Below are 25,942 nucleotides of genomic sequence, written 5' to 3'. Positions count from 1 at the left end.
ATCGACAGGCGGCCGCCGTCAGATGTTGATTGCCTCGCCATAGGCGTCGAGCACGCTCTCCTTCATCATTTCCGACAGTGTCGGATGCGGGAAGATCGTGTGCATCAGTTCCTGTTCCGTCGTCTCGAGGTTCATGGCGACGACGAAGCCGTTAATCAGCTCTGTGACTTCCGCACCGACCAGATGCGCCCCGAGCAGCTTGCCCGTGCCGGCGTCGAACACCGTCTTGACGAAACCCTGGTCCTCCCCGAGCGCAATCGCCTTGCCGTTGCCGGCAAACGGAAAGCGGCCGACGCGCACCGCATGTCCGGCCTCGCGCGCCCTGGCCTCGGTGAGACCGACCGATGCGACCTGCGGTGCGCCATAGGTGCAGCCGGGGATCTGCGTGCGGTCCAGCGGCTCGATAGCCGCCTTACCGGCGATGGCTTCGACGCAGAGCACACCCTCGTGCTCCGCCTTGTGAGCGAGCATCGGCGCGCCGGCGACGTCGCCGATCGCATAGATCCCGGCGACATTCGTGCGGCCGAAGCCATCCACCGTGATCGTGCCGCGCTCGACCGCGACGCCAAGCGCCTCGAGCCCCAGCCCTTCGACATTGCCGGTGACGCCGACCGCCGAGATCACCCGCTCGGCCGTGATGCGCTCCATCGTGCCATCGCCGCGTTCGACATCCGCGGTGACACCCTCGGGTCCGCGTTCGATGCGCACGACCTTCGCGCCGAGACGAAAGCGGATGCCGCGCTTCTCGAATTGTTTTTGCGCGAATGCGGCGACGTCCGCGTCCTCGACCGGCAGGATCCGGGGCAGAACCTCGACGACGGTCACCTCCGTCCCCAGGGAGCGATAGAAACTTGCGAACTCGATTCCGATCGCGCCCGAGCCGATGACGAGCAGTGACTTGGGCAGGCTCGGCGGAACCATCGCCTCGAAATAGCTCCAGACGCGATCACCATCGACCTCGATACCCGGCAGGCTGCGCGGCCGGGCGCCCGTCGCGACGATGATGTGCTTCGCCTGGTAGCGGCCGGGACCAAGTGCACCCTGGGGCAGCGGCGCCTGCGGCTGCCGCGCGGGGCGTGCGGACGCAACGACGGCGATCTCGCCCGGCCGATCGGCGGTCGGCGCACGCACCAGACTACCCTCGCCCCAGATGACATCGACCTTGTTCTTGCGCAGGAGAAAGCCAACGCCGCTGTTCATCCGCTCGGCGATCCGCCGCGAACGCGCGACCATGGCCGCGAGATCGGGCGCCGCCGGTCCGGGCAGCGCGACGCCGAAGGTCTCGGCATGGCCGATGAAATCCATCAGCTCGGCTGAGCGCAGCAGGGCCTTGGTCGGGATGCAGCCCCAGTTGGAGCAGATGCCGGCAAGATGCTCCCGCTCGACGACGGCCGTGCGGAGGCCGAGCTGCGCGGCGCGGATGGCCGCGACATAGCCGCCCGGCCCGCTGCCGATGATGACGATATCGTACATGGACGCTCCGGACGGACGCTAGGTGGTCTGTGCCTGCGGATCGATCGGCTTGTTGCGGCGGGCCCGTTCCCGTGCGGCGAAGGTACGGGAGCCGACACGCTCCAGCAGCTCGATCATCTCCTTGAGCTCGTCGCCAGTGACGCCCTGCGTGATGAACACGATCTTCGTGCGGCGATCCTCGTCGGGCCAGCGATCGAGCCAGACCATGGTGTGCAGGAGATGCTGAGCGCCCTGGATGACGGCCGGCTGGCCCGGCTCCTCGGCGATATTGACCAGCCCCTTCACCCGCAGCAGACCCGGCCCGAGATTCTGGCTGATGCCGTCGAGGAGGAACTGGAGTTCGTCCCGCGACAGCGGCTTCTCGCGCATCAGCACGAAGCTCTCGATGCCGCGCCGCTCCAGATGGAAATGCGGGGGATGATCGTGATCCTCGTCATGATCATGATCGTGGTGGTGGTGGTGGTGGTGGTGGTGGTGGTGATCATGATCATGATGCTCACCGTGTTCGCGGCTCTCCGCCGCGAGACGCTGATAGGCAGGGAGTTTCAGCCATGGCCGCGGGTCTGCCGCCGTGTCACCGGCATCGAACCCTTTGGCCGTCAGCAGTTCCGCGACTCGTTTCGGCGTCGGCATCGGGTCAGCGACGGCCACCTCTGTCGCCGGATTGAGCTTTGCGATGTCGCGCCGAATCGCCGCCTCGGCATCGGGCTCCGTCGAGAGGTCGAGCTTGGTGATGAGCACATGGTCGGCGAAAGCCACCTGGCGCACCGCCTCATCATGCTTCTCGACCGTCGAACGCCAATTGACGGCGTCGACCAGCGTCACCACCGAGGCGACGCGGTAGAGGCCGTCGAGCGTCGGCTCCGACAGGAAGGCCTGCAGGACCGGCCCCGGCTCCGCGAGCCCGGAGCTCTCGATCACGACATGGCCGAAGTCGGGTATCCGGCCAGCCGCCCGATCATGATAGAGCCCGTTGAGGGTTCCCACGAGATCGCTGCGGACCGTGCAGCACAGACAGCCATTCTCGAGCACCAGCACCTGATCGCTGCTCGACGTCACGAGCTGGTGGTCGAGGCCTACCTCGCCGAACTCGTTCACCACCACGACCGTTCGCGCCATCTCCGGGGCGCGCAGCGCCGCGTTGATCAACGTCGTCTTGCCGCTGCCCAGGAATCCGGTGACGAACGTCACCGGAATCCGTCCGGCGTCGCGGCGCCGGGCGGGCCGCCTCGCTGCTGTCGCCATGGGGCGCTCCGTCTGGTTCTGGCGCATCACGGGATGCGCCGGCCGGCGTCAGAAGACCTCGCAGCCGGGAAGGCCGCAGGAGATCAGGCGATCCGATGGGAAGTTGGTGATGATCTCGCAGCCGTCCTTGGTGACGACCACCTCTTCCTCGATGCGCGCCGCGCCGGTGCCGTCCTCGGCGCCCTTCCAGGTTTCGAGCGCGAAGACCATGCCCTCGCGCAGCGGCGTATTCTGGCCGCGGAAGCGCTTGGAGAAGATCGGGCGCTCCCAGAGCGACAGGCCGACGCCATGCCCGTACTGGAGCAGGAACGCCTCGGCCTCGTCGCGATAGCCGAACTCCTGCGCATCGGGCCAGACCGCGGCCACTTCATCGGGCGTAATGCCCGGTCGGATCATGTCGATCGAGGCGCTGATCCATTTCGACGCCGTCTCATAGGCGTCGATCTGGTGCTTGTTCGGTTCGCCGCAGATGAAGGTCCGATAATAGCAGGTCCGGTAGCCATTGTAGGAATGCATAATGTCCAGGAAGATCATGTCGCCCGGCTGGATCATCCGGTCGGAAAACGTGTGCGAATGGGGCCGGCCGCGCTGGCCCGAGACCGAGTTCACGCACTCGACGCGCTCCGATCCCATGCGAAACAGCCGGTCATTGGCGATGGCGACCAGCTCGTTCTCCTTGGTGCCCGGGCGGATCGCCCGCGCAATGTCGACATAGGTGGCATCGACCATCGCCGCCGCCATCTTGAGCAGCTCGATCTCGTCCAGCGTCTTGATCTCGCGCGCATCGAGCAGAGCCTGCTGACCGTCGACCACCTCGATGCCCTCGGCCTCGAGCGCGCGCAGCATGCCGAGCTCCATCAGGTCGATGCCGAGCGGCTCTTTTTCGATGCCGTAGTGCACCAGCGCCTTCTTGATCTGGCGTGCGAAGTCCCGCTGCACGTTCATATGCGGCGGAATGGCGCCCTGCATCGTGGTGATCGGCGCCGCGACGTTATCGGCGATCCAGGGCGACGAAATGCGCTTTGCCGGCGGTGCCGGATCCCACAGGAACGGCGAGCCTTCGACCGGACAAAGCGCATAGCGCATGAACTTGTCGCGCGCCCACTCGCCGATATGCGTCGCCGTGACATAGCGGATATTGTCGAAGTTGAAGCACAGCACGGCGCCGAGACCGGCATGGCGGATCGCCTGCTGCGCCCGCGCGAGCCGCTCTTTCGACAGACGACTGTAATCGACGCCCTGTTCCCAGTCTTTTGCCATCTGGCCCCAGGCGGCCGTGGAATGGGGACTATTGTACTTCATGAACTGCGGCTCCTCGACCGTTTCCTCGTCTCGGGATTTGTTCGTTATTGCGCCTCAGGCGAATTCAGCAGCCCAGTCACGCTGCTCGATGATCGCCTTGAAGCGGGAAAGGAAAGCGGCCGAATAGCCGCCGTCGAAGGCGCGGTGATCGAAGCTCTGTCCCACCATGCCGATCAGGCGCGGCGCGATGAACGGGCCTTCCTTCGTCTCCACGACGGCCGGACGCAGGCGGATCGCATCGGCCGACAGGATCGCCACCTGCGGCGCATTGATGATCGGCGCGGTGAAGCTCGTTCCGAACGCACCATTGTTTGTGATCGAATAGGTGCCCCCGGTGAAATCCTCGCCGGTCAGCTTCCCGGCCCTCGCCTTTTCGATCTGGCGGCCGATCGCCCTCGCGAGACCCGGCAGCGTCAGATCCCCCGCGCCCCGCACGACGGGCACCACGAGCCCGTTATGTGCGAGATCGACCGCGATGCCGAGATTGACCTCGGCCGACAATACAAGGTGCTCGCCGCCGAACTGGGCGTTGATCTGCGGAAACTCCTTGAGCGCGATGCAGCTCGCCCGCGCAATGAACGGCAGATAAGTCAGCGCGAAGCCGCTCTCCGCCTTGAACGCGGCCTTACGCACGGCCCTCACCGCCTCGACGGCCGTGAAATCCACGTCGATCGCCTGGAAGACATGCGGAATGCTCTGCCAGTTCTGGGCGAGGCGCTCGCCGGTGCGGCGGCGGATGGTGTTCAGCGTGAAGATCTCGCCGACGAGCGTCGGTGCGGGAGGCGCGGGGGGCCGCTGCGGCGCGGAGACCGGCGCCGCGGGCGGAGGATTGTCGGCGCGCCGCGGGGCGGCAAGCGCATCGCGCACGTCACGTTCCGAGATGCGCGCCCCGCCACGTGCCGCGACGACCCGCGCGATCGCCTCGGCATCGAGGCCGTTCTGCGCGATCAGGCGACGCGCAAGCGGCGTGGCCCGGAGGCCGAGCGGTGCCTCGGCTCGGCCATAGGATTCGGTCGGCGTCGCGACCTCCTCGAAGGGCGACCGCGGCGCAGCGCCATTCGGCAAGGCCTTGTCCGCGCGCACAGCGGGCGCGGATGGGGCAACCTTCGCGGCCCCGCCGATCACTGCGACCACGGCGCCCACCTTGGCGACATCGCCGGCCTTGACGCGGACGTCGCCGAGTCGGCCCGCCGCGATGGCCTGGACCTCCATCGTGACCTTGTCGGTCTCGACCTCGAACAGGCTGTCACCCTCGCGGACTTCGTCGCCCTCGTTCTTGAACCAGCTCAGAATCTTGCCCTCGGCGACCGTCTCGCCGAGTTGCGGCATCAGGACGTCAGTGCTCATCGCCGCGCCCCGTTCATGACCCGGGCGATCCGCTCGACGATGCGCGGCGCGCTCGGCAGGGCCAGATCTTCGAGATGATCGGCGGCCGGGAGCGGAATGTGCGGCGTGGTGATGCGCACGATCGGCCCGTCGAGATCCCAGAAAGCCTCGTCGGCCACGATCGAGGCGATCTCGGCGCCCCAGCCGCACAGCCGCGGATTCTCCTCGACGGTGAACAGGCGGCCTGTCCGCGCCACCGAATTCAGGATTGTCTGGGTGTCGAGCGGCACGAGCGAGCGTACGTCGATCACTTCGCAATCGATTCCGTGCTCGCTGGCCAGCGTCTCCGCCGCTGCAAGCGCGCGTGGAACCATCAGAGCTAGCGCTAGGATCGTGGCGTCCCGTCCAGGTCGGAGGATCTTCGCCGTTCCCAGCGTGTCGACGATCTCCCCGTCCGGGACCTCGCTCTTGGTCGCGTAGAGCGACTTGTGCTCGTGGAAGATCACCGGGTTGTCGTCGCGCACGGCGGCGGCCATGAGGCCGACCACGTCGACGGGCGACGACGGCGCCACGACCTTGAGACCGGGGATCATCATCGTCCAGTTCTCGATCGACTGCGAATGCTGCGCACCGAAGCGCGCCCCGCCGCCGTTGCCGGTCCGCACCACGAGGGGACAGCCGAGCTGGCCGTTCGTCATGTAGCGCAGCTTCGGGAACTCATTGGCGATGTAGTCGAAGCAGACCGCTGCGAAATCAGCGAACATGATCTCGGCGATCGGCCGGAGCCCCGTCATCGCGGCGCCCATGGCCGCGCCGAGGATGGCCTGTTCCGAGATCGGCGTGTCGCGGACGCGCAGCGGACCGAAACGATCCACGAGGCCGACGGTTGCCTTGAACACGCCGCCCGCGCGGGCGACGTCCTCGCCCAGGAACACGACATTGCTGTCGCGCTCCATCTCCTGCGCGATCCCTCGGGCAACGGCGTCGCGATAGGTCAGTTCCGCCATGCCCATCCTCCATCGGCGTATACGTCGGTCGTCAGCAGTTCGGCCGGCGCGGGCGGGGAGGCCTTGCAGACCTCGGTTGCCTCATCGACCTTGCGCTTGCTCTCCTCCTCGATCGCCCTGATCCGGGCCTCCGGCACGCCGAACTCGGCAAGCCGCGTGCGATAGATCTTGATCGGATCCTTCTCCAGCCAGCGCTCGAGCTCGCCCGGCGGCCTGTATTTCGCCGGGTCGGCGCGCGAATGGCCGGAATGACGGTAGGTCATGCATTCGATCATGCTCGGACCGCCGCCGCTGCGCGCCTTGGCGAAGGCCGCCTGGGCCGTTCGATAGACGACGTCCGCGTCGTTGCCGTCGATGACGATCCGCTCCAGGCCATAGGCCGAGGCCCGGTCAGCGGCGGGATGCTCGACGGCGGTGATCTCCGACGTCAGCGTGTACTCCATGTAGAGGTTGTTCTCGCAGACGAAGACGACCGGCAGCTTCCAGATCGCGGCGAAATTCAGCGCCTCGTGGAACGCGCCGATATTGGTGGTGCCGTCGCCGAAGAAGCAGACCGACACATCATCCTGGCCGAGGTACTGAGCCCGCCAGGCTGCACCGCAGGCGATCGGCAGATGCGCGCCGATGATGGCATAGGACCCCATCACGCCGTGCTCGACGGAGGTCAGATGCATCGAGCCACCCTTGCCGCGCATCAGACCGTTGTCGCGTAGCATCAGCTCGCCGAGAACCTTCTCCATCGGCACGCCGCGCGCCAGGGTGTGGGCATGACCGCGATAGGTGCAGAAGGATTTGTCCCCCGGCTGCATAGCCATCGCCATGCCCGCCGCAATCGCCTCCTGGCCCAGCGAAAGATGGCTGGTGCCCTTGATCATGTTCTGAAAAAACAGATCGTTCGCTCTCTTCTCGCAATCACGGATTTCTACCTGAAGACGGAAGAGTTCCTGCCGGATATCGGGGCTGATATCATCGTTCTTTAGAGCGGTCTCACCGTCTCTATCTTTCTTGCTGGTCATTTGTGCGTGTCCATCCCTCAGGACGGAACCATGCCAAATGGGCTTTGGCCGCACACATGCCAATTTTCTCAGAATGATCAACTTCGCCCGGACGCAACCGCCTTCGCGCACGGCCGGAACGGATGCAGTGGGAGGCCATCGGCCTTCCTGTGTGCCTCACGGCATTCTCATATTGATAATTTCCTGGATTCTGACACCTTGCCCGCGATGCTAGTTTTGCCACGCGATGGGGAGGAACATCGCGCTCCCGCCGGCTGTTGCGCCGGTGGATGTCGTCGTGCTGTTGGAGGAGCAGCAGGGTGGCAAGTGCGCGTGAAATGTGGTCCGGTTCGCCCGGCGCCATCCCATCATTTTCAGGCTTGTTGACAGCGACGGAGTGATTCCGGCGCCTCCGCCTATCTTCGTGCGCTCGAAACCCGATCGGTACCGCGTTCAATGGCTCCGTTTCAGAGGGCCAGAGGGAGGAAGCCATGAAAGACCGAATGAGGATAGCGCTAGCCCGGCTTCAGTCGGCCCTGCCGTTCCGATCTCACCCGGTGGTCGGCGATCTGCGCCGCCGCATGCAGGCGGACGCCAAGCGCTGAGACTCTGTTCGATCGGATGACCGGCGGCACTCGCCGGCCCAGACCGCCAAGTCCTGGGAGGAAGACAACGTGCTGGACCTTCGAGCGGCGGATCATGCCACGGACCGCATGACCGACTACGAGTTGCTCCGGATCATCAATTTCCTGGAGCGCATTCGGACACCCTATGACGAGCGCCTCGGGAGCGCCGACCCGGACCCGATCTGGAACATCGTTCTCTATCTGATGAAGTGCCACCTGCGCGGCGATCCCGTCACGATGTCGTCGCTCGCCTCGATCTCGCAGATCCCCTTCGCCAGCGCCATGCGCCGGATCCATCGTCTGATCGACGATGGCGACATCGAGCAGTACCAGCGCAGCGCCGGCGCCAAGGCGTTCTATCTCGCGCCGAGCCGGCGGCTGAAGTCCGACTTCGTTGCCTATGCGATGAAGGTCAAGGTCCTGCTCGCGGAGACCTTCGGCCTAGGCTCGGGCAGCGCCAATGCCGACGACTATTATTTCGGCGGCGCCTATATGGCCGATCAGGTCATCCCGCCGCTCAAGATCATGGAAACGCGGCTTTCACCCTCGCAGGATCTCCGGTTCCTGCTCAATGAGGACAATTATTTCGAATCCATGCGGAACATGTGGTCCGACTTCCGCAGCAAGCTGGCCTCGCGCAAGAACTTCCACCTCCTCTCGCTGCCGGACCTGCACGAGGAGCTGATCCGCAATGCCAAGCGCAAGGAGAGCGAATACGACGTTCTCTGCGTCAACATCCCCTGGCTCGGCGAGATGGTCGAACGCGGCATCGTCCAGCCGCTCGACGGCTATCTGGCCGACAGCGGGATCAACCCGCTCGACTTCCATCCCAATATCTGGTCGACCGGCCATTGGGGCTGCAGCCAGTATGGCGTGCCGATCTACAGCACGATCGAAACGCTCGCGATCCGCAAGGACCTCTTCCAGGCGCACGATCTTCACGCGCCGACGTCCTTCGACAAGGTGATCGACGCCGCGCGGCAGCTGCACAACCCTCGCCGCGGCATGCAGGGCATCGTCTGGAACGCCGCCAAGGGCATGCCGATCGCCCATTCCTTCATGTTCTTCATGGGCAGTTGCGGCGCGCCGGTGCTGAACGTCCCGATGTTCCGCGTCTCGTTCGACTACAGCAAGATGTCGGGCGAGATGTACCGGCCACTGGTGATGAGCGAGCAGGGCCTGCAGACGCTCGACTATATGCGCCGCCTGCTGACGGTTTCGCCGCCCGACATCCTCGTCATGGACTGGAACCGGGCCCTCGACTGCTTCATGCTCGGCCGCTCCGCCATGATCTATTGCTGGACCATGCGCGCGTCGCGCTTCGAGTACGACATCAAGTCGGTCGTGAAGCGCAAGGTCGAGTATCTGCCCCATCCGCACGGCCCGGGCGGTCCCTCGATCGGGCCGATCGGCGGCTTCCTGCTCGCCATACCGGCAGGCCTTTCGCCGGAACGCTCGAAACTCGCCTTCGAGGCGATCTCGTGGATGGCCTCGCCGGCAGCGATGAAGGAGCACGTGAAGAACGGCATCCCGGTCGCGCCGCGCTTCAGCGTCACGGCCGACCCGGAGGCGGCGGCCACCACGCCGATCGTCCGCTTCGTCGATCGCCTCGCCAAGCAGAACCGGCTGCATGGCTGGCATCGGCCACCGATCCCGGAATACGCGCTGGTCGAGCACATATTGGGCGAGGAGATATTCGCCGCGCTCAATGGAGAGCTCACTGACCGGGAAGCGCTGGAGCGCAGCCAGAACCGGATCGACAAGGTGATGCGTGCAGCCGGCCGCTACTGACCCCGCGACGCGCAATCCCATGGCGGTGCCGGCAGACGTCGGCGTCGCGGATCTGTTTCAGGCGCTCAGCCGGCGATCCCGCCGATACAGACATATTTGGTATCGAGGTAGTCCTCGATGCCCTGCCGACCGCCTTCGCGGCCGAGGCCGGATTGCTTCATCCCGCCGAACGGCGCCTCGACCGTCGTCACGAGCCCTTCATTGACTCCGACGATGCCGCATTTCAGCCCCTCCATCACGCGGACGGCCCGACCGAGGTCACTCGTGTAGAAATAGCTCGCCAGGCCGAACTCGGTCGCATTGGCAAGCGCGATCGCCTCGGCCTCCGTCTCGAACCGGTAGACGGGCGCCAACGGCCCGAAGATCTCCTCATCGGTGAAACGCATAGCCGGCGTAGCACCTTTGATCACCGTCGGCTCGAAGAAGCAGCCGCCCAGCGCATGGCGCCGGCCGCCCGAGACCACCTCGGCGCCCTTGGCGACGGCGTCTGCGATCAGCGCCTCGACCTTGACGACCGCCGCCTCGTCGATCAACGGACCCTGCTGGGTGCCAGCTTCGAGGCCCGATCCGACGCGGAGGACGGCGACCGCCGCGGCAAGCCGCTCGACGAAGCGATCGTGGATGCCCGACTGGACGAGGAAGCGATTGGTGCAGACGCAGGTCTGTCCGGAATTGCGGAACTTCGATGCGATCGCGCCTTCGACTGCGCGGTCGAGATCGGCATCGTCAAAAACGATGAACGGCGCATTGCCACCAAGCTCCATCGACACCTTCTTGACGCTCGGCGCCGCCTTCGCGATGAGCAGCCGGCCGATTTCCGTCGAGCCGGTGAAGGTGATCTTGCTGACGAGCGGATTGGCGCAAATCTCGTCGCCGATCTCCGCCGCCGACCCCGTCACGATGTTGACGACGCCCGGCGGCAGGCCGACATCCTGGCAGAGCACGCCCCAGGCGAGCCCGGAATAGGGCGTCTGCGAGGCCGGCTTCACCACCGTCGTGCAGCCGGCGGCCAGCGCGGGACCGAGCTTGCGCGCCAGCATGGACGAGGGGAAATTCCACGGCGTGATGGCCGCGACGACGCCGACCGGCTCGCGCGTCACCAGGATACGGCGCGACGCCCAGGGCGAGGGAACGATATCGCCATAGGCGCGCCGCCCCTCTTCCGCGAACCAGAGGATATAGCTCGCGGACATGCCGATCTCGCCGCGTGCCTCGGCGAGCGACTTGCCCTGCTCGATCGTCAGCAGTTCGGCCAGCGATTCCCGATTGTCCATGATCGCGTCGTGCAGGGCGCGCAGCAGCGCATGGCGATCGAGGGCGGATGTGGCGCGCCAGGCCGGGAAGGCGGCGTGGGCTGCCTCGATCGCCCGCCGCGTCTCGGCCATGCCCGATCGCGGCACGGTGCCGATCACCGCGCCTGTCGCCGGATTGGTGACGTCGATGGTGCCGCCGTGGTCGGCGCCGACCCATTCGCCACCGATCAGGTTGGCTTGGCGCATGAAATGGCTGATGTCGTGCAGCATGTCCTGATCCCGCTTTGTCGGCTGGTGAGGGTGGCGCGGGGCCGGCGGCCCGGCTCCGCGATCGCTCCCGATGCGGGGACAATGGCAAAGCGCCGCGCGGGCGCGCGGCGCGAACATTCTCAAAATGGCAGTGCGATCAGGTCGCGAAGGCGTCCGGCAAGCCAAGCGCCTCGACGATCCGCCGGCCAGACGACGCGAGATCCTCTCGAATGCACGGGGCGTCGTCGCGGAGGAGCCTGCCATCCCGTTTCAAGAAGCGGCCGCCGATGAGGACGCTTTCCACATTGCCGATCCCGGCCTGCATGATCACCGTCGAATAGGGATCATGCACCGGCCACATGTTCCAGGCCGTGGCATCGAGGATCGTGATGTCGGCCTGCTTGCGCGGGGTCAACGAGCCGATGCGGTCGTCGAGGCCGAGCATGCGTGCGCCTTCGATCGTGATCCAGCGCAGCGCGTCGCGCGTGGTCACGCTGGGGGACTGCGGTATCGAGCCGGTCGCCAAACGGCTCGCCGCATTGTCCAATCCGCGCTGGCAGCCGATCGCCATCCGGCCGACGGTGAACATGTCGGCCGACACCAGGGATTCGATGTCGACGCCGAATGTCGGCTGCCCGCCTGCCGCGATCACGCGGCCGGTGATCGGCCAGCCATGGCCCTGCGTCAGCTCATTCTCGGGCGCGACCGTAAACGAAACCCCCGCCGCAACGAAGCGCGCGATCTGCTCGTCGGAGAGATCATTGCCATGCACGATGTTGAGGCCAGGCCCCACGAGGCCGCGCGCCTCGAGGATCTCCCAGCCGCCCGGCGTCTTCGGGGCGCCGCCGCCCTGGTGCATCGAGGCGACCAAGCCGAACTCCCGCGCCAGGCGGAAATCGGCGTCCGCAACGTCGAGAGTCGAATAGTGCGGGCCGAGGATGGCGAGCCCGAGCGTGACGAGTTGGCCGCGGCTTGTGAAGCGGGTCGCGAGGAGCCGCTCGATCTCGTGGCGCGGATGCGGAACTTCCGAAAAATGCGGCTGGCCAGGCTTGGGATCGGGCTTGGGCGAGCCATGCAGGAACACCGAACGGATGCCGCTCTCGAAAAGGGCCGAAACCGCGGCGTCGGTGTGGTCCGGCGTCGGGTTGTTGTGACACCAGTCGCCGAGCGTGGTCGTGCCGGCATTGATCTGGCCGAGCGCTCCGGCGAGTGTCGCGATGTGAATGTCCTCCGGCGTGAACGCCGTCGCGAGCCCGCGATGCACCCAGCGAAAATATTCGAGCAGCGTCATGTTCGACGTCAGCCCGCGCAATCCCGTCTGCCATGTATGCATGTGGACGTTGACGAGGCCGGGAATGACGATGCGGCCGCGGCCGTCGACGATCTCGGCGTCGTCGACCACGAGGCCCGGACCGACATCGGCGATCCGATCGCCGACGATCAGGACGTCGGCATCGCGGAATGCGCCGATGCGGTCGTCCATTGTGAGAACGATCGCATTCCGGATCAGGATTCGCCGCGTCGCGGTCATGGCGCGTCGACGCCGGCGGCCGTCAGCGTGAAATCGAAGTCTAGGCGACGATCGGGGCGACGGTCGAGGGGCGCCGGAAGCTCCTCGTCATCACGCACCGGATCAATGTCGCGGACCAGCGATTGCCGGGTGCCGAAGACGGCGTCGCTGTCGACCAGCGGATCGTGCGCGAAGAAGATCTCCGTCACGATCGGCTGGTAGCCTTCGGCCCTGACGATGAAATGGAAATGGCCGGGGCGCCACGGCGTGCGTTCCGCCAGCCGCACGACGGCTCCGACCGGTCCATCCATCGGGATCGTATAGGCGGCCGGCTCGACCGTCGTGAAGGCATAGCGGCCTGCCGCGTCGCAAAGTTGCTTGCAGCGCAGATTGGCGTCGTCCTGGTCGGGATCCTGCGTCGCATAGGCGCCCGTCGCATTGGTCTGCCACATGTCGATGACGGCGCCGGGGATCGGCCCCCCTGCCGTGTCGCGCACCACACCGGTGACGAGCACGACGTCGCCCGCATTGTCCTTCACGAGGTCCGCGCCGAACGGGACATAGGGGCTGTCGTCCGAATAGAAGGGGCCGAGCACGGAGCCGACCGTCGCGCCGGGGATGGCGTTTCGCAGATCGACCAGCGAAGTCACCCCGAACACATCCGACAGCAGCGCGAACTCGTTGCGCTGGCTGTCGCTGATCTGGCCGCACCGCCAGAGAAAATCGACCGCCGCGAGCCACTCGGCATGGGTGGGATGGACGTCGTCGATGAAGGCGTGCAGGTGATGCGTGAGGCGTTGCAGGACTTGGCGCGCACGGGCGTCGGGCGCATTCGCCCAGGACGCCATGACGGCCTGCGTGATCGTGTCGGCGGTGATGTCGCGCATGGTTCCTCCCTACGGTCTCAGGATGCGCGCGGCACGGCGGCCGAGTCCTCGGCGACGATCGGGTTGCGCAGGATGCCGATCCGCTCGATCTCGACCTCGACGTCGTCGCCCGGCCGCATCCAGAGCGGCGGATTGCGTGCATGGCCGACGCCCTGTGGCGTGCCCATGGCGATCATGTCGCCAGGCTCCAGCGTCATGAACTCGGAAATGATCGCGATCGCGCGCGGCACGGAAACCAGCATGTCGGCGGTATTCGCGTCCTGAACGGTGGTGCCGTTCAACCGACAGCGTATGGCAAGACCCGAGGCGCCCGCAGGAAGCTCATCCGCCGTCACCACCACTGGCCCGATCGCGCCGGTGCCGTCGAAATTCTTGCCGGGCGTCCATTGATGCGTCTTGCGCTGGAAGTCGCGGATGGAAGCATCGTTGAAGCAGGCATATCCGAAGACATGGCGCAGCGCGTCGGCTTCGGCGATGCGGCGGCCGCCCTGCCCGACGATGACCAGCAGCTCCGCCTCGAAGTCGAGCTTCTCCGACACAGCGGGCGCCACGATCGGCGCGCCGGCGGCCAGCAGCGACGTCGCCGTGCGCAGGAACAGCGCCGGGTAATCCGGCACGGCATAGCCGCCTTCGAGGGCGTGATCGCGATAATTGAGCCCGAGGCAGACGATCTTGCCCGGCCGCGCGAAGGGCTGCGCGAACCGCGCCGATTCAAGGGGCCGCCAGTCCGCCTCGGCGAGGCTCACGCGGCGACGCATCGCCTCCTCGGCGCCGGGGGACACAAGGACCGCACGAAGATCGGCGAAGTCGGGACCGAGGATCGCGAAGCGGCCGCCATCCACCACCGCGAGGCGCCGTTCGCCCTCCTCCAGCACCACCGAATAGCGCATACACCTTCTCCCGATGGCGTCGGCGGAGATCGCCCAAGCGCCGCAGACCGAAAATATCGATATTTCATATCCTCACAATCGATCCTCGATCTTTTCTCAGTCTGGGAAAATCCAAGCCGGGAAGCGCCGTGCCGTCCCCTACTCTCCGCGTGAAACAAGCCCGTCATTGGCGGGCCGGCGCATGGACGGCGCCGCCAGGATCGGGAGGACTTCGCCATGCTGTTCGCAATCCATGCCCTTGACGGCACCGAAGGCCTCGCGCGGCGCAAGACCGCCCAGCAGCCTCACTCGGAACATCTGAAGAAGGCCGGAGACTATGGGGTTCGCATGGTCATGGCCGGCCCACTGGTCGAGGACGACGGGACGACGATGAAGGGAAGCCTGCTGATCGTCGACGCCGACGATCGCGGCGCCGTCGAAGCCTTCAACCGTGATGATCCCTATCACGCGGCCGGCGTCTGGGAGGTCGTGACGATCACGGCGTTCCAGAAGCGGCAGGGCTGAATCCGGCGTGATCCGAAGGAGAACGGCGATGCGCGTTGCAGTGGCGGGCCTCGGCTGGTGGGGCAAGCAGATCATCGGCGCACTGGCGAAGAGCCGGTCTTTCGACGTCGTCTGGGGTATCGATCCGGCCCCGGCGCCGGACGCGATGGCCTTCCTGGCCGGGCTCGGCATTCCGCACGCCTTCGAACTCGGCGTGGTGCTCGCAGATCCGACTGTCGACGGCGTCATCCTCGCCACGCCGCACAGGCTGCATGAAGAGCAATGCCTCGCCGTTCTCGCCGCCGGCAAGGAGCTGTTCTGCGAGAAGCCGCTCACCATGACGGCAGCCGGCGCGACGCGGGTGCTGGACGCCTGCGCCTGCGCCGGGAAGGTGCTCGGCGTCGGTCATGAGCGGCGCTACGAGCCGGCCTACGAGATGATGAAGCAACTCCTCGATGACGGAGCGCTGGGGACGCCGCTGCTCTTCGAGGCGAACATCAGCCACGACCTCTTCCGTTCGATCGACCCGGCGAACTGGCGGCTCGATCCCCGCCATGCGCCGGCCGGCATGATGACGGCGACCGGAATCCACCAGACGGACCTCTGCGTCGCGCTGCTCGGCTCGCCGGTGGAGGTCCGCGCGCAGACAGCGAGCCTCGTGTTCGCGCCGCCGGCGACGGACTTCGTCTCGGCGGCGCTCGCCTTCCGCTCCGGTGCACGGGCGAATATCACCCTGCTGTCCAGCGTGCCCTATTACGGCCGGACAACGCTCTTCGGCGACCGGGCCTGGGTCGAGGTGGTCAGCGAAGGCAATGTAGACCAAGGCAAGCCGACCATCGTCACACTCTGCCGGGGAACGGGCCGGCCGCGCGAGGTGGGGGTGTTCGAGCCGACCGACACGGTCACGGCCAATTTCGAGGCCTGGGCCGACGCCGTTACCGGCAGGAGACCCTATCGCTTCACACCGGACGAACTGCTCGGCAACATCCAGATCTTCGAGGCGATCGTCGCATCGGCGGCCGAGGGAGGTCGGCCGATCGGCCTCGCGTGATCCGGGGAGCCGATGCTGGGTTCCGACGAATCAACCCGTCCGGAACTCGGTCGGACGGCCATGCGGCGTGGGGCGCTCCGCGTCGCATCGGGACGAAATATCGATTGTATTCGCTTGAACTCCCGATCAACGAAAATATAACGTGGTCAGCCCCGGCATGCCGGCCGGGTTGCCACCGACGGAACTGTGTTGACCGACACATCCCTCTCCGATGCCCCGTCCAGTCCGCCCGCCCGAAGCACGCTGGCCAGCACGGTCTACTGGCAGCTTCGCGACGATCTGCTGCACGGTGCGCTCGAACCCAACAGCAAGGTTCGGGTCGAATGGGCCGTGGCGCATTACGGCGCCGGTGCCTCGCCCGTGCGCGAGGCGATGAACCGTCTCGCCTCGGAAGGACTGCTCGAACGCCACGACCAGCGCGGCTTTTTCGTCATGCCCGTCTCGGCCGACGAGCTGATGGAGCTGACGCGCACGCGGTGCTGGCTCGAGGAGAAAGCGCTGCGCGAATCGATCGCCAATCGCACGCGTCGCTGGGAGGAGGAGATCGTCGTCGCGCTCCACTGGCTGTCGCGCACGCAGCGCTATCTCGCGGCCGGACAGGCCAATCCCGAATGGGAGCGGCTGCATCGCGTTTTTCATGGCGCGCTGATCGCCGCCTGCCGGTCGCGATGGCTGATCGGCTTCTGCGAGCAACTCGCCGACCAGGCACGGCGCTATCGCCATATCGCGCGGGCGGGCGGGCGGAGCGACCGGGACGAACTCGCCGAGCACCGCGACATCGCCACCAAGGCACTGGAGGGCGACGCGGACGGTGCCGTCGATGCGCTCCTCCGCCACTATCGCCTGACCAGCGAATTGTCGCTGCAGGCGCTCCGCTCACGGGAAATGCCGGACGCACGGCCGCGACGCAACCGCGGTCCGGCCTGAACGCCGCCTGGCGCCGCTCAGCCGGCGGTGCTGCCGCCGTCGACGAACAGGATCTGCCCGGTGACGAAATCCGAAGCCCGGCCGGCGAGATAGATCGCGGTGCCGACCAATTCCTCGGGCTCCGCAGGCCGGTTGAACGGGATGCGCGACATGAAGAGATCGCGCACCTCCGGGTTCTTGAGGATGAAATCGGCGAGCGGCGTACGGATGACCGACGGCGCGATGCAATTGACGTTGATGCGGTGCTGAGCCCATTCGGTGGCGAGTTGCCGGGTCAGCAGGTGCACGGCGCCTTTGCTGGTGCCGTAGCTCACATAGCCGAGCGGGTGACCGACCAGGCCGCGCACCGAGCCGATCGTGATGATCTTGCCACCGCCACCGCGGGCGATCATGTCGCGCGCAACCGCCTGGGCCGGCAGGAAGGTACCCTTCACATTGATCGCCATGATGCGATCGAACTCCTCCGGATCGAGATCGACCGCCGCCGTGCGGCGTGCAAAACCCGCGGCGGTGAAGAGGATATCGATCTTGCCGAGGGAACGGATCGCCGCGGCGACCGCCTCGCCGACGCTGCCCGCATCGGTCACGTCCGCCGGGACGCCGATGACCGTTCCCTTGCCGGCAAGGCGCTGAACGGCGGCGTCGACCCGCCAGGCGTCGATGTCCGAAATGGCGACCGCAGCGCCGGCGGCCAGATAGGCCTCGGCCACCGCCGCACCGAGCCCGCCGCCGCCACCGGTGATGAAGGCCGTCTTGCCGCTCAAGTCGAACTGCGCCGCGATATTCATTCCGGTAATCCTCCATCCGGCATCCTGGCTTTTAGCGATCATAATTGCGGCATGGTCGTTCTATCGATATTTTATGTTCATATTGGCTCTTCGCCGGTCGAGGCGCCTGACGGGCCTCGCGCAGCGGACCATCCCGGATGAATCGCGCCCTCTCCCTCGCCGAGCTTCTGCAGGGCGTCGCGGACCGCGGGCGCCGCATGATCGGCCGCGTCCGTGGCGGCGACGGGATCGCCGCCGGGCTGACGATGCAGCAGCTGTGTGAAAGGCTGGTCTCGAGCCGCGGCGAGGTGTCCGGCGTTGCCTATGCCGGCGCGATCATCACGCGCTGGCGCCAGTCCGACGCGGCGGCGCGGCTCGCATTTCTGGACATGCTGCTCGCGCGGTTCGGCAGCGATCATGCACAGGTCGCGGCGGCGATCGATGCCTATGCGCGCGATCCGAGCGACATGTCGGCTTCCCTGCTGCACGCGGCGACCGAGCCGGCGCGCCAGGACCTCTTTCGCCGGATCAATCTCGCGCCGGGCGGCGTCGAGACGTTGGTGCGGATGCGCGAGGACCTGCTCCCACGGCTGGCGCTGCGCCCCGATCTCGCCGTGGTCGACCGCGACTTCATCCACCTGCTGTCGTCCTGGTTCAATCGCGGCTTCCTGACGCTGCGCCGCATCGACTGGAGCACGCCGGCCAGCATTCTCGAGAAGATCATCCGCGACGAGGCGGTGCACGAGATCCACAACTGGGATGATCTGAGACGGCGCCTGCAACCGGAGGACCGCTGTTGCTACGCCTTCTTCCACCCGCAACTGCCCGAAGAGCCGCTGATCTTCGTCGAAGTAGCGCTGACGCGCGGCATTCCCTCCACGATCGCGGAACTCCTGCGCGAAGAGCGGCCGGTGCTTCCGGCCGAGGAGGCGACGACCGCGGTCTTCTATTCGATATCGAACTGCCAGCGCGGTCTCAGGGGGATCTCCTTCGGCAATTTCCTGATCAAGCAGGTCGTCGAGGATCTGCACCGGGATCTTCCAGGCCTCGTCGATTTCATGACCCTTTCGCCCGTGCCCGGCTTCGCCGCGTGGGTCGGCGGCGATAGCGCGGACGTCGAGGGCGCGAAGGAGGCGCGGGCTATCGCCACCACGCCCGGCTGGATCGACGACGAGGCGGCCTGTGCGCGCATGGAGGCGCTCATGCCCGCTCTCGCGGCACGGTATTTCCTTCTCGCGCGGGACGATGGCGGGCGCGTGATCGATCCCGTCGCCCGCTTCCACCTCGGCAATGGCGCGCAGCTCGAGCGCATCAATCCGCTCGGCGACCGCTCGCCCCGGGGGATCGGCACGGCGCTCGGCCTGATGGTCAATTACCGCTATCGGCCCGAAGATATCGAGACGAACCACGAGCGCTATTTCGCCAGTCATGAGGTGGTCGCCGTACCATCGATCCGCAGCCTTCTGCCGCGGACGGGCGCAAAGCGGCCACGGCTGCCATCGGCAAGGCGCGGCGCAAAGTCCGAGCACAAAGAATAAAGCGGAGGAACATCGTCATGGGCAATCACCTGTTCGACGCCATACGCGCGCGCAGTCCGGCGCCCGAACGCCTGCTCATGGAGACCGACGACGGCCGCCGCATCAGCTATGGCGCGGCATTCGATAGCGCCGCCCGCATCGCGGCGACGCTGGTCGCGCTCGGCGTGGAGCTCGGCGATCGCGTCGCGGTTCAGGTCGAGAAGGGCCCTGAGGCGATCCTGCTCTATCTCGCCTGCATCCGGACCGGCGCGGTGTTCCTGCCGCTCAACACCGCCTATACGACGGCCGAGCTCGACTATTTCTTCACCGATGCGGAGCCGCGCCTCGTCATTGTCGATCCCGCGCGCGCCGAAGCCATCGAGCCCCTTGCGCGCAAGGTCGGCGCGCGTCTCGAAACGCTCGGCGCCGACGGCGATGGAAGCCTGCTCGCCAAGGCGGGGACGCAGACGGGCGAGGTGGCTGTCGCCCCGCGCGGGGCCGATGATCTCGCAGCGATCCTCTACACCTCGGGCACGACGGGCCGCTCGAAAGGCGCCATGCTCACGCATGGCAATCTCGTCTCCAACGCACTGGCCCTCGTCGAAGCCTGGCGCTTCACCGCCGACGACGTGCTAATTCACGCGCTGCCGATTTTCCACACGCATGGCCTCTTCGTCGCGACGCATGTCGTGCTGTTCTCTGGCGGCTCGATGCTGTTCGAACGCAAGTTCGATCCGAAGCGCATCATCGCCGCGCTGCCGCGCGCGACCGCGCTGATGGGCGTGCCGACCTTCTATGTCCGCCTGCTGCAGCATCCCGAACTCGATCGGGAGCGGGCGCGGTCGATCCGTCTCTTTGTGTCCGGGTCGGCACCGCTGCTCGCGGAGACCCACGCCGTCTGGCGCGAGCGGACGGGCCACGCCATCCTCGAACGCTACGGCATGACCGAGACCAACATGAATACCTCCAACCCCTATGACGGCGAGCGGCGCGCCGGCACGGTCGGCTTCGCGCTGCCCGGGACCGAGGTCCGGATCACTGAGCCAGAGGGCGGGCGTCCACTCGGTCCGGGCAAGATCGGGATGATCGAGGTGCGCGGGCCGAACGTGTTCAGCGGCTATTGGCGCATGCCGGAGAAGACGGCGGCGGAGTTCCGGCCGGACGGCTTCTTCATCACCGGCGATCTCGGCCTGATCGATGCCGACGGCTATGTGCAGATCGTCGGCCGCGGCAAGGATCTCATCATCGCCGGCGGCTACAACATCTATCCCAAGGAGATCGAGAGCGAGATCGACGCGCTGCCCGGCGTCGTCGAGAGTGCCGTCATCGGCGTGCCGCATCCCGATCTCGGCGAGGGCGTGGTCGCCGTGGTGGTGCGCGACGGCCGGAACGATGTCTCGGCCGAAGCGATCCTTGGGGCGCTGACGGAGCGGCTCGCCCGCTTCAAGCTGCCGCGCCATATCGACTTCGTCGACGAACTGCCGCGCAACACCATGGGCAAGGTGCAGAAGAACGTGCTGCGCGACCGTTACCGGTCCGTGTTCGCCAATCCCGCCGGATAGGGCCGGCGACTGGGTCGGCAGCCCGGCCGCTCAGGCGGCGGGCTTCTGCCGGCCGGGGAAGAGCCACGGGCGGGTGGAGGGATGGCAGGGCATGGTGCGCGGCGCATAAGGCGCCTCGGCGCCCAGTTCCTCCGCGGCATGCCAGGCGAAGCGCGGGTCCCACATGGCGCCGCGCGCCATGCAGACGAGATCGGCCCGTCCGTCCGCGATGATCGCCTCGGCCTGCTGTGCCGTCCCGATGAGCCCCACCGCCATCGTCGCGATGCCCGCCTCGTTTCGGATCTTCTCGGCGAAAGGAACCTGGTAGCCGGCGGCGATCGGGATCTGCTGGCGCGGATCGAGCGCCGCGCTGGACGCATCGACATAGTCGCAACCGAGCGCCTTCAGTTCGCGAGCGAAGACAACCGACTCCTCGGGCGTCCAGCCACCCTCGACCCAGTCGGTGGCGGAGATGCGGACGCCCATCGGCTTCTCGTCCGGCCAGACGGCGCGCACGGCCGAGAAGATCTCCAGCGGCAGGCGCATGCGGTTCTCGAGACTGCCGCCATAGCGGTCCGTGCGCACATTGGACAACGGGGACAGGAACTGGTGCAGCAGATAGCCGTGCCCCGCATGGAGCTCGACGAGATCATAGCCGATCCGATCCGCCCGCTCGGCCGCAGCCACATAGGACCGCGTTAGCGCCTCGATCTCGTCGAGATCCAGCGCATGCGGCACGTGCCAGCCATCGCCGAAAGGCAGTGCCGACGGCGCGACGGTCTGCCAGGCGCCCTCCTCCGCCTTCAGCGGGCGCCCGCCGAGCGCCGGCGGCAAGGTCGATCCCTTGCGGCCGGCATGGCTCAGCTGGATGCCATGACGGGCGACACCATACTGGCGGCAGAACTCGATGACGCGCTTCATCGCCGCCTCGTTGGCGTCGCTGCACATCGTCGCGCATTTGAGCGTGATGCGCCCTTCCGGCGTGACATGCGTCGCCTCGGTCATGACGAGACCGCCGGAGCCGCCGAGCGAAAACTGGCCGAGATGCATGAGATGCCAGTCGTTCGCTGTGCCGTCCGTCGAATTGTACTGGCACATCGGCGATACGACGATGCGGTTGGGCAAGGTCAGCCCGCGCAGCGTGATCGGCGAGAAGAGGGCGCTCGACATCGATATCAACTCCGTGATGGTTCAGGATCCGGGGGGACCATCCCTGCCGCCCCCCGCCGCATCGACGAGATCGGCCACGTGCCGCGCGATCGCGAGGCTCGCGGTCAGGCCGGGACTCTCGATTCCGAAGAGATTGACGATCGGCCCGGCGCCATGGTCGGCCGGTCCCTCGATGCGGAAATCGGCCGCCACTTCGCCGGGGCCGGAGATCTTCGGCCGGATGCCCGCATAGCCGGGCTGCAGCGAGGCCTCGTCCAAGGCCGGCCAGTAGCGGCGGATTTCGGCCGCGAAGAGCGCGCCGCGCGCCGGATCGACGGAATAGTCGATCGTGTCGATCCATTCGACATCCGGACCGAAACGGGCGCTGCCGGCCAGATCGAGCGTCAGATGGATGCCGAGCCCGCCCTCGACCGGCATCGGATAGACGAGCCGGGAGAAGGGCGACCGGCCGGAAAGCGTGAAATAGTGGCCCCGCGCGAGATAGGCCGGCGGAACGCGCTCCGCCGGCAGATCGTCGATCCGCCGCGCGAGCGCCGGTGCATCGAGCCCGGCCGCATTGATGAAGAACCCCGCCTCGAGGTCGAAGCCCTCGCCATCGGCCCCACGCGTCGTCACCGTGACGCCGTCGCGGCGCGTGGCGACGCGCTCGACACTCGTGCGCAGCGCCATCACCGCGCCCCCGGCCTCGGCGTCGCCCTGCAGCGCCAGCATCAGGCTGTGCACATCGACGATTCCCGTCGATGGCGACAGCAGCGCGGCGACGCAGTGCAGTTCCGGCTCGAGCGCGAGCGCCTCCGCCTGCGTCAGGGGCACGAGGTCATCGACGCCGCTGCTCTGCGCATTGTCCCGGATCGCGTCGAGACGGCCGGCCTGCGCCGCTTCGACGGCCACCAGCAGCTTGCCGACCCGCCGATGCGGGACGCCTCGCGCGACGCAATAGTCGTAGAGCAGGTCGCGGCCCTCGATGCAGAAGCGGGCCTTCAGACTGCCCGGCGGATAATAGAGGCCGGCATGGATCACTTCTGAATTGCGCGCGCTGATGCCGGTCCCGACATGCTCCTCCTTCTCGACGACCAGCACCGCATGGCCGCGCTCGGCGAGCGCCTTGGCGATCGCAAGCCCCACCACACCCGCGCCGGCGATGACGCAGTCGAAATCGCTCATTGCTCACATGGCTCCAGTTCGGCCGTCCCGCCGGCGCTGGTGGGGACGACGCTCGCGTTCGAAAGGCCGGCCTCGCTGCTCTAGCAGCGAGGCCGGCCTGGGGAGAAGCCGGAGAGACGGCAGTCCCCTCACGCCGGGAGGTCGGCGGCCTCGGCTTCGCTCCCCGCACCGCCAGGCGGGAGGAAGCTGGCGGCGAAGGCAAGAGCGCGGATCGGCTCCTCGCCGATCGGACGGATCGAATGAACGACATTGGGCGGAATGTGGATCAGGTCGCCGGGCGCCACCTCGCGCTTCTCGGCTCCGATCTGCATCAGCCCGCGCCCCCTGAGGACGTAGTAGAACTCATGCGTGTCATGCCGGTGCGGCTCCAGATGGGCGCCGACAGCGATCTCGAACTCGGCGACGTATTCGAGATAGGAGCCCTGCGTCTCCGCCCGCATGGCCTCCTTGGGCACCATGAAATAGGTGTGGCAGGTTCCGCCATGCTCGATCGTCGGCTCGACGCGGGCGTTCATGATGTTCATGCGATCCTCCTGCACACTCACTGGGCCAGATAGCCGCCGTCGACGACGAGTTCGGAGCCGGTGACGAACGAGGATTCGTCGCTGGCGAGAAAGAGGCAGGCCTGTGCCACCTCGCGTGGCGAGCCCATCCGTCCCATTGGCGTCTGGGCGATGATTCCGGCATTCATCGCGTCCGACTGCGCCTCGACCAGTGGCGTGCGGATGAGCCCCGGATGCACCGAATTCACACGGATATTTTCCGCCGCATGGGTGACGGCCGCATTCTTTGTCATGTTGCGCACGCCACCCTTGGCGGCGTTGTAGGCAGCGGCGCCGGCCACGCCGACATTGCCCCAGATCGAGCAGAAATTGACGATCGAGCCCTTGCCGGCCGACTGCATGGCCGGAATCACGGCCTTCATGCCGAGGAAGCTGCCGGTCAAATTGACGCCGACGACCTCGTTCCAGGCATCGAGCGGCGTATCGAGCACCGGTCCATAGGCCTTGACGATGCCGGCATTGTTGACCAGCACGTCGAGATGCCCCTGCTCGGCGAGGACGCGGTCGACCGCTGCCGCCCAGTCGCTCTCGCGGGTCACGTCGAGGCTGAGCGGTACGATGCCGGCCGCCGACGCAACCGGCCTGACGTCACCGGCATAGACGGTGGCGCCTTCCTCGGCGAACAGCTCCGCGACCGCACGGCCGATGCCCTGGGCCGCCCCGCTCACCAACACGATTTTTCCAGAAAGCCTCGCCACTCTTCCCTCCCTGACCGTGGCCTCCGCCGCGGCTTGGCTGCCGCGTTCCTTTGCTCGAAAGACTAGCCCGGTCAGGCGGTTCGGCCGGCCCAAAGATCCTCAGTCTGAGAATTCGCACCGGCCGTGATCACTTGGGGAGGGCAAGGCTCGGGCAGACGCGTCGCCGCGCCGGGATATGCCTTGGAAAAGCGGGCCACGCCTGCGCGCGGCCCGCCGGATTCACCAGATCATCTGGCCGCCGGAGACGTTGGCCGCGCTGGCCGTGATATTGCGCGCCCGGTCCGACGCCAGGAACGCGACGGCCTCGCCGATGTCCTCCGGCGTCTGCGGCCGCTTGAACGGGATGCCGCCGACGAACTCTTCCCAGGCTTCTTCCCGGCTGATCTTCTTGTTCTCGGAAAGCTGCTCGAGCAGCGGATCCCAGAGCGGCGTACGAACGACGCCGGGGCAGACCGCGTTCACATTGATGTTGTGCGGCGCGAGCTCCTTGGCCATCGATTCCGTCAGGCCGATGACCGCAAATTTCGACGCACAGTAATGCGCGAAGAACGGGATCGCCTCCTTGCCGACCATCGACGAGATGTTGACGATCTTGCCGTATTTGCGCTCGATCATATGCGGCACGAAGGCCCGGCAGCTCAGGAAGACGCCCTTGGCGTTGACGTCGTTGACCCGGTCCCACTCCTCTGCCGTCAGCTCGGCGAAGGGCACGCTCTTCGAGACGCCGGCATTCGTCACGAGGATGTCGACCTTGCCGAACGCGGCGATCGACGCCTCGGCGATGGAGCGGGTCGATTCCCAGGAAGTGACGTCGTGCTGCAGGACCACGACCTTGCGGCCCGTCTTGCGGATCAGCTCCGCCGTTTCCTCAGCGCCCGACGTCTCGCGGTCGGTCAGCACCAGATCCGCGCCGTGCTTCGCCAGCACCGTGGCAATCCCTGCGCCGATGCCGCGCCCCGCGCCCGTGACGACCGCGACCTTGCTTTCAAGTTCCATTTCTTCCTCCTTGCTATGCTCCCGGCGCCGGCGGCCGGCCATCCTCTTCCGCGCACGCCGTCACACCTCGCGGCCACACCGGACCCGCCCGCGACATTTCAGTTTGCCGTCTCATATTCTCGCCTGGCCATGGCCCCTTTTTGGCCTGCGGGCATCGCCGCCGGCGCGCGCACGCTCCGACAGGGATCCTTCAGGCGCGGGCGGTCACCATCGTCATCAGACGGATATGCGGCTCCGCCGCGAAGAGGTCGCCGGCGCGGCTGGCGAACTCCTTGAGATAGGGCATCTCCATGTGCCGGTCCCAGGTGGGGCGATCCACCCAGTTCTCGTAGAAGGTGAATTCGGCCGGGTTCGCGTCGTCCTGATGCAGGTCATAGTCGACGCAGCCCGGCTCCGCCCGGGTCTGGTCGACCAGCGTCAGCAGGAACGCCTTCGTCTCTTCGATCTTGTCGGGCTTCGCGACGAGATGCGCGATGACCGTCAATTGCCGCGACATGGTTCACTCCCTTTG

General features: G+C 66.7%; 23 protein-coding genes. 6 read left to right on the top strand and 17 right to left on the bottom strand.

Features of this window, described 5'->3' with window-relative positions; genetic code table 11:
• Positions 1-18: 18 nt before the first annotated feature.
• From lpdA to GGR25_RS10995, 6 genes are read right to left on the bottom strand one after another with little or no spacing between them, the layout of a single operon-like run.
• Positions 19-1,473 carry a dihydrolipoyl dehydrogenase gene (gene lpdA / locus GGR25_RS11020; protein ID WP_183398846.1) on the bottom strand — a complete coding sequence of 485 codons (1,455 nt, stop codon included), beginning with the start codon at positions 1,471-1,473 and terminating at the stop codon, positions 19-21.
• 18 nt (positions 1,474-1,491) lie between these two features.
• The gene (locus tag GGR25_RS11015) at positions 1,492-2,718 is read right to left on the bottom strand and encodes a CobW family GTP-binding protein (protein ID WP_183398845.1); all 1,227 of its coding nucleotides are present in this window, start codon (positions 2,716-2,718) and stop codon (positions 1,492-1,494) included.
• A 48-nt stretch (positions 2,719-2,766) separates the two neighbouring features.
• Positions 2,767-4,020, bottom strand: a complete 1,254-nt coding sequence (locus GGR25_RS11010; RefSeq protein WP_183398844.1) for a M24 family metallopeptidase — start codon at positions 4,018-4,020, stop codon at positions 2,767-2,769.
• 54 nt (positions 4,021-4,074) lie between these two features.
• Entirely contained in the window at positions 4,075-5,367 is a 1,293-nt protein-coding gene (locus tag GGR25_RS11005; RefSeq protein ID WP_183398843.1) for a dihydrolipoamide acetyltransferase family protein, read from the bottom strand.
• On the bottom strand, positions 5,364-6,353 hold the full coding sequence (locus tag GGR25_RS11000) for an alpha-ketoacid dehydrogenase subunit beta (protein WP_183398842.1): 990 nt from the start codon (positions 6,351-6,353) through the stop codon (positions 5,364-5,366). Before GGR25_RS11000 ends, GGR25_RS11005 begins: the two co-directional genes overlap by 4 nt.
• The gene (locus GGR25_RS10995) at positions 6,341-7,450 is read right to left on the bottom strand and encodes a thiamine pyrophosphate-dependent dehydrogenase E1 component subunit alpha (protein ID WP_246409572.1); all 1,110 of its coding nucleotides are present in this window, start codon (positions 7,448-7,450) and stop codon (positions 6,341-6,343) included. Before GGR25_RS10995 ends, GGR25_RS11000 begins: the two co-directional genes overlap by 13 nt.
• 572 nt (positions 7,451-8,022) lie before the next feature.
• On the opposite strand from GGR25_RS10995, the gene GGR25_RS10990 reads away from it, so the two are divergent.
• The gene (locus GGR25_RS10990; RefSeq protein ID WP_183398841.1) at positions 8,023-9,765 is read left to right on the top strand and encodes an extracellular solute-binding protein; all 1,743 of its coding nucleotides are present in this window, start codon (positions 8,023-8,025) and stop codon (positions 9,763-9,765) included.
• Positions 9,766-9,830: 65 nt separating this feature from the next.
• Here GGR25_RS10990 and GGR25_RS10985 read toward each other — a convergent pair whose 3' ends face one another.
• The 4 genes from GGR25_RS10985 to GGR25_RS10970 form a co-directional block, all read right to left on the bottom strand.
• On the bottom strand, positions 9,831-11,288 hold the full coding sequence (locus GGR25_RS10985) for an NAD-dependent succinate-semialdehyde dehydrogenase (protein WP_183398840.1): 1,458 nt from the start codon (positions 11,286-11,288) through the stop codon (positions 9,831-9,833).
• A gap of 136 nt (positions 11,289-11,424) precedes the next feature.
• Positions 11,425-12,798: an amidohydrolase family protein gene (locus GGR25_RS10980; protein ID WP_183398839.1), complete on the bottom strand. Its 1,374-nt coding sequence runs from the start codon at positions 12,796-12,798 to the stop codon at positions 11,425-11,427.
• Positions 12,795-13,664, bottom strand: coding sequence for a dioxygenase family protein (locus tag GGR25_RS10975; RefSeq protein WP_183398838.1), 870 nt, complete (start codon positions 13,662-13,664; stop codon positions 12,795-12,797). The genes GGR25_RS10980 and GGR25_RS10975 overlap by 4 nt, the downstream gene beginning before the upstream one ends.
• A gap of 17 nt (positions 13,665-13,681) precedes the next feature.
• Entirely contained in the window at positions 13,682-14,554 is an 873-nt protein-coding gene (locus GGR25_RS10970) for a fumarylacetoacetate hydrolase family protein (protein WP_183398837.1), read from the bottom strand.
• 216 nt (positions 14,555-14,770) lie between these two features.
• Here GGR25_RS10970 and GGR25_RS10965 point away from each other — a divergent pair, with 216 nt between their 5' ends.
• The 3 genes from GGR25_RS10965 (at position 14,771) to GGR25_RS10955 (ending at position 17,015) form a co-directional block, all read left to right on the top strand.
• Positions 14,771-15,058: a YciI family protein gene (locus tag GGR25_RS10965; RefSeq protein WP_183398836.1), complete on the top strand. Its 288-nt coding sequence runs from the start codon at positions 14,771-14,773 to the stop codon at positions 15,056-15,058.
• A gap of 28 nt (positions 15,059-15,086) precedes the next feature.
• On the top strand, positions 15,087-16,088 hold the full coding sequence (locus GGR25_RS10960; RefSeq protein WP_183398835.1) for a Gfo/Idh/MocA family protein: 1,002 nt from the start codon (positions 15,087-15,089) through the stop codon (positions 16,086-16,088).
• 189 nt (positions 16,089-16,277) lie between these two features.
• The gene (locus GGR25_RS10955; RefSeq protein WP_183398834.1) at positions 16,278-17,015 is read left to right on the top strand and encodes a GntR family transcriptional regulator; all 738 of its coding nucleotides are present in this window, start codon (positions 16,278-16,280) and stop codon (positions 17,013-17,015) included.
• Between the two features lie 17 nt (positions 17,016-17,032).
• Here the strand turns inward: GGR25_RS10955 and GGR25_RS10950 are convergent, their stop codons facing one another.
• On the bottom strand, positions 17,033-17,803 hold the full coding sequence (locus tag GGR25_RS10950) for an SDR family NAD(P)-dependent oxidoreductase (protein WP_183398833.1): 771 nt from the start codon (positions 17,801-17,803) through the stop codon (positions 17,033-17,035).
• 137 nt (positions 17,804-17,940) lie between these two features.
• Here GGR25_RS10950 and GGR25_RS10945 point away from each other — a divergent pair, with 137 nt between their 5' ends.
• Together GGR25_RS10945 and GGR25_RS10940 are read left to right on the top strand one after the other, a co-directional pair.
• Positions 17,941-19,320 (top strand): malonyl-CoA decarboxylase, encoded by a 1,380-nt coding sequence (locus GGR25_RS10945; protein WP_183398832.1) that lies wholly within the window; start codon positions 17,941-17,943, stop codon positions 19,318-19,320.
• A gap of 17 nt (positions 19,321-19,337) precedes the next feature.
• The gene (locus tag GGR25_RS10940) at positions 19,338-20,861 is read left to right on the top strand and encodes a malonate--CoA ligase (protein ID WP_183398831.1); all 1,524 of its coding nucleotides are present in this window, start codon (positions 19,338-19,340) and stop codon (positions 20,859-20,861) included.
• A gap of 30 nt (positions 20,862-20,891) precedes the next feature.
• Here the strand turns inward: GGR25_RS10940 and GGR25_RS10935 are convergent, their stop codons facing one another.
• From GGR25_RS10935 to GGR25_RS10910, 6 genes are all read right to left on the bottom strand, one after another.
• Entirely contained in the window at positions 20,892-22,010 is a 1,119-nt protein-coding gene (locus tag GGR25_RS10935; RefSeq protein WP_183398830.1) for an NADH:flavin oxidoreductase/NADH oxidase, read from the bottom strand.
• Between the two features lie 21 nt (positions 22,011-22,031).
• Positions 22,032-23,174 carry an NAD(P)/FAD-dependent oxidoreductase gene (locus GGR25_RS10930; RefSeq protein ID WP_183398829.1) on the bottom strand — a complete coding sequence of 381 codons (1,143 nt, stop codon included), beginning with the start codon at positions 23,172-23,174 and terminating at the stop codon, positions 22,032-22,034.
• A 128-nt stretch (positions 23,175-23,302) separates the two neighbouring features.
• Positions 23,303-23,698: a cupin domain-containing protein gene (locus GGR25_RS10925; protein WP_183398828.1), complete on the bottom strand. Its 396-nt coding sequence runs from the start codon at positions 23,696-23,698 to the stop codon at positions 23,303-23,305.
• Between the two features lie 17 nt (positions 23,699-23,715).
• Positions 23,716-24,435, bottom strand: a complete 720-nt coding sequence (locus GGR25_RS10920) for a glucose 1-dehydrogenase (protein ID WP_183398827.1) — start codon at positions 24,433-24,435, stop codon at positions 23,716-23,718.
• A 219-nt stretch (positions 24,436-24,654) separates the two neighbouring features.
• Positions 24,655-25,431 carry an SDR family NAD(P)-dependent oxidoreductase gene (locus GGR25_RS10915; RefSeq protein WP_183398826.1) on the bottom strand — a complete coding sequence of 259 codons (777 nt, stop codon included), beginning with the start codon at positions 25,429-25,431 and terminating at the stop codon, positions 24,655-24,657.
• 190 nt (positions 25,432-25,621) lie between these two features.
• Positions 25,622-25,927 (bottom strand): putative quinol monooxygenase, encoded by a 306-nt coding sequence (locus GGR25_RS10910; RefSeq protein WP_183398825.1) that lies wholly within the window; start codon positions 25,925-25,927, stop codon positions 25,622-25,624.
• Between the last annotated feature and the right edge of the window lie 15 nt (positions 25,928-25,942).

It is taken from the genome of Kaistia hirudinis (assembly GCF_014196455.1).
In the GTDB taxonomy this organism is placed as follows: Bacteria; Pseudomonadota; Alphaproteobacteria; order Rhizobiales; family Kaistiaceae; genus Kaistia; species Kaistia hirudinis.
This window is presented reverse-complemented; position numbering and strand designations above follow the sequence as displayed.

Bases quoted from the DNA above. Each gene is read 5' to 3' on its own strand.
- GGR25_RS10960 (WP_183398835.1), top strand. From the start codon at position 15,087: ATGCGCGTTGCAGTGGCGGGCCTCGGCTGGTGGGGCAAGCAGATCATC.
- GGR25_RS10985 (WP_183398840.1), bottom strand. From the start codon at position 11,288: ATGCTGCACGACATCAGCCATTTCATGCGCCAAGCCAACCTGATCGGT.
- GGR25_RS10970 (WP_183398837.1), bottom strand. From the start codon at position 14,554: ATGCGCTATTCGGTGGTGCTGGAGGAGGGCGAACGGCGCCTCGCGGTG.
- GGR25_RS10925 (WP_183398828.1), bottom strand. From the start codon at position 23,698: ATGAACATCATGAACGCCCGCGTCGAGCCGACGATCGAGCATGGCGGA.
- GGR25_RS11015 (WP_183398845.1), bottom strand. From the start codon at position 2,718: ATGGCGACAGCAGCGAGGCGGCCCGCCCGGCGCCGCGACGCCGGACGG.
- GGR25_RS10975 (WP_183398838.1), bottom strand. From the start codon at position 13,664: ATGCGCGACATCACCGCCGACACGATCACGCAGGCCGTCATGGCGTCC.
- GGR25_RS11010 (WP_183398844.1), bottom strand. From the start codon at position 4,020: ATGAAGTACAATAGTCCCCATTCCACGGCCGCCTGGGGCCAGATGGCA.
- GGR25_RS10965 (WP_183398836.1), top strand. From the start codon at position 14,771: ATGCTGTTCGCAATCCATGCCCTTGACGGCACCGAAGGCCTCGCGCGG.
- GGR25_RS10935 (WP_183398830.1), bottom strand. From the start codon at position 22,010: ATGTCGAGCGCCCTCTTCTCGCCGATCACGCTGCGCGGGCTGACCTTG.
- GGR25_RS10940 (WP_183398831.1), top strand. From the start codon at position 19,338: ATGGGCAATCACCTGTTCGACGCCATACGCGCGCGCAGTCCGGCGCCC.
- GGR25_RS10930 (WP_183398829.1), bottom strand. From the start codon at position 23,174: ATGAGCGATTTCGACTGCGTCATCGCCGGCGCGGGTGTGGTGGGGCTT.
- GGR25_RS10915 (WP_183398826.1), bottom strand. From the start codon at position 25,431: ATGGAACTTGAAAGCAAGGTCGCGGTCGTCACGGGCGCGGGGCGCGGC.
- GGR25_RS10910 (WP_183398825.1), bottom strand. From the start codon at position 25,927: ATGTCGCGGCAATTGACGGTCATCGCGCATCTCGTCGCGAAGCCCGAC.
- lpdA (WP_183398846.1), bottom strand. From the start codon at position 1,473: ATGTACGATATCGTCATCATCGGCAGCGGGCCGGGCGGCTATGTCGCG.
- GGR25_RS10945 (WP_183398832.1), top strand. From the start codon at position 17,941: ATGAATCGCGCCCTCTCCCTCGCCGAGCTTCTGCAGGGCGTCGCGGAC.
- GGR25_RS10980 (WP_183398839.1), bottom strand. From the start codon at position 12,798: ATGACCGCGACGCGGCGAATCCTGATCCGGAATGCGATCGTTCTCACA.
- GGR25_RS10950 (WP_183398833.1), bottom strand. From the start codon at position 17,803: ATGAATATCGCGGCGCAGTTCGACTTGAGCGGCAAGACGGCCTTCATC.
- GGR25_RS11000 (WP_183398842.1), bottom strand. From the start codon at position 6,353: ATGGCGGAACTGACCTATCGCGACGCCGTTGCCCGAGGGATCGCGCAG.
- GGR25_RS11005 (WP_183398843.1), bottom strand. From the start codon at position 5,367: ATGAGCACTGACGTCCTGATGCCGCAACTCGGCGAGACGGTCGCCGAG.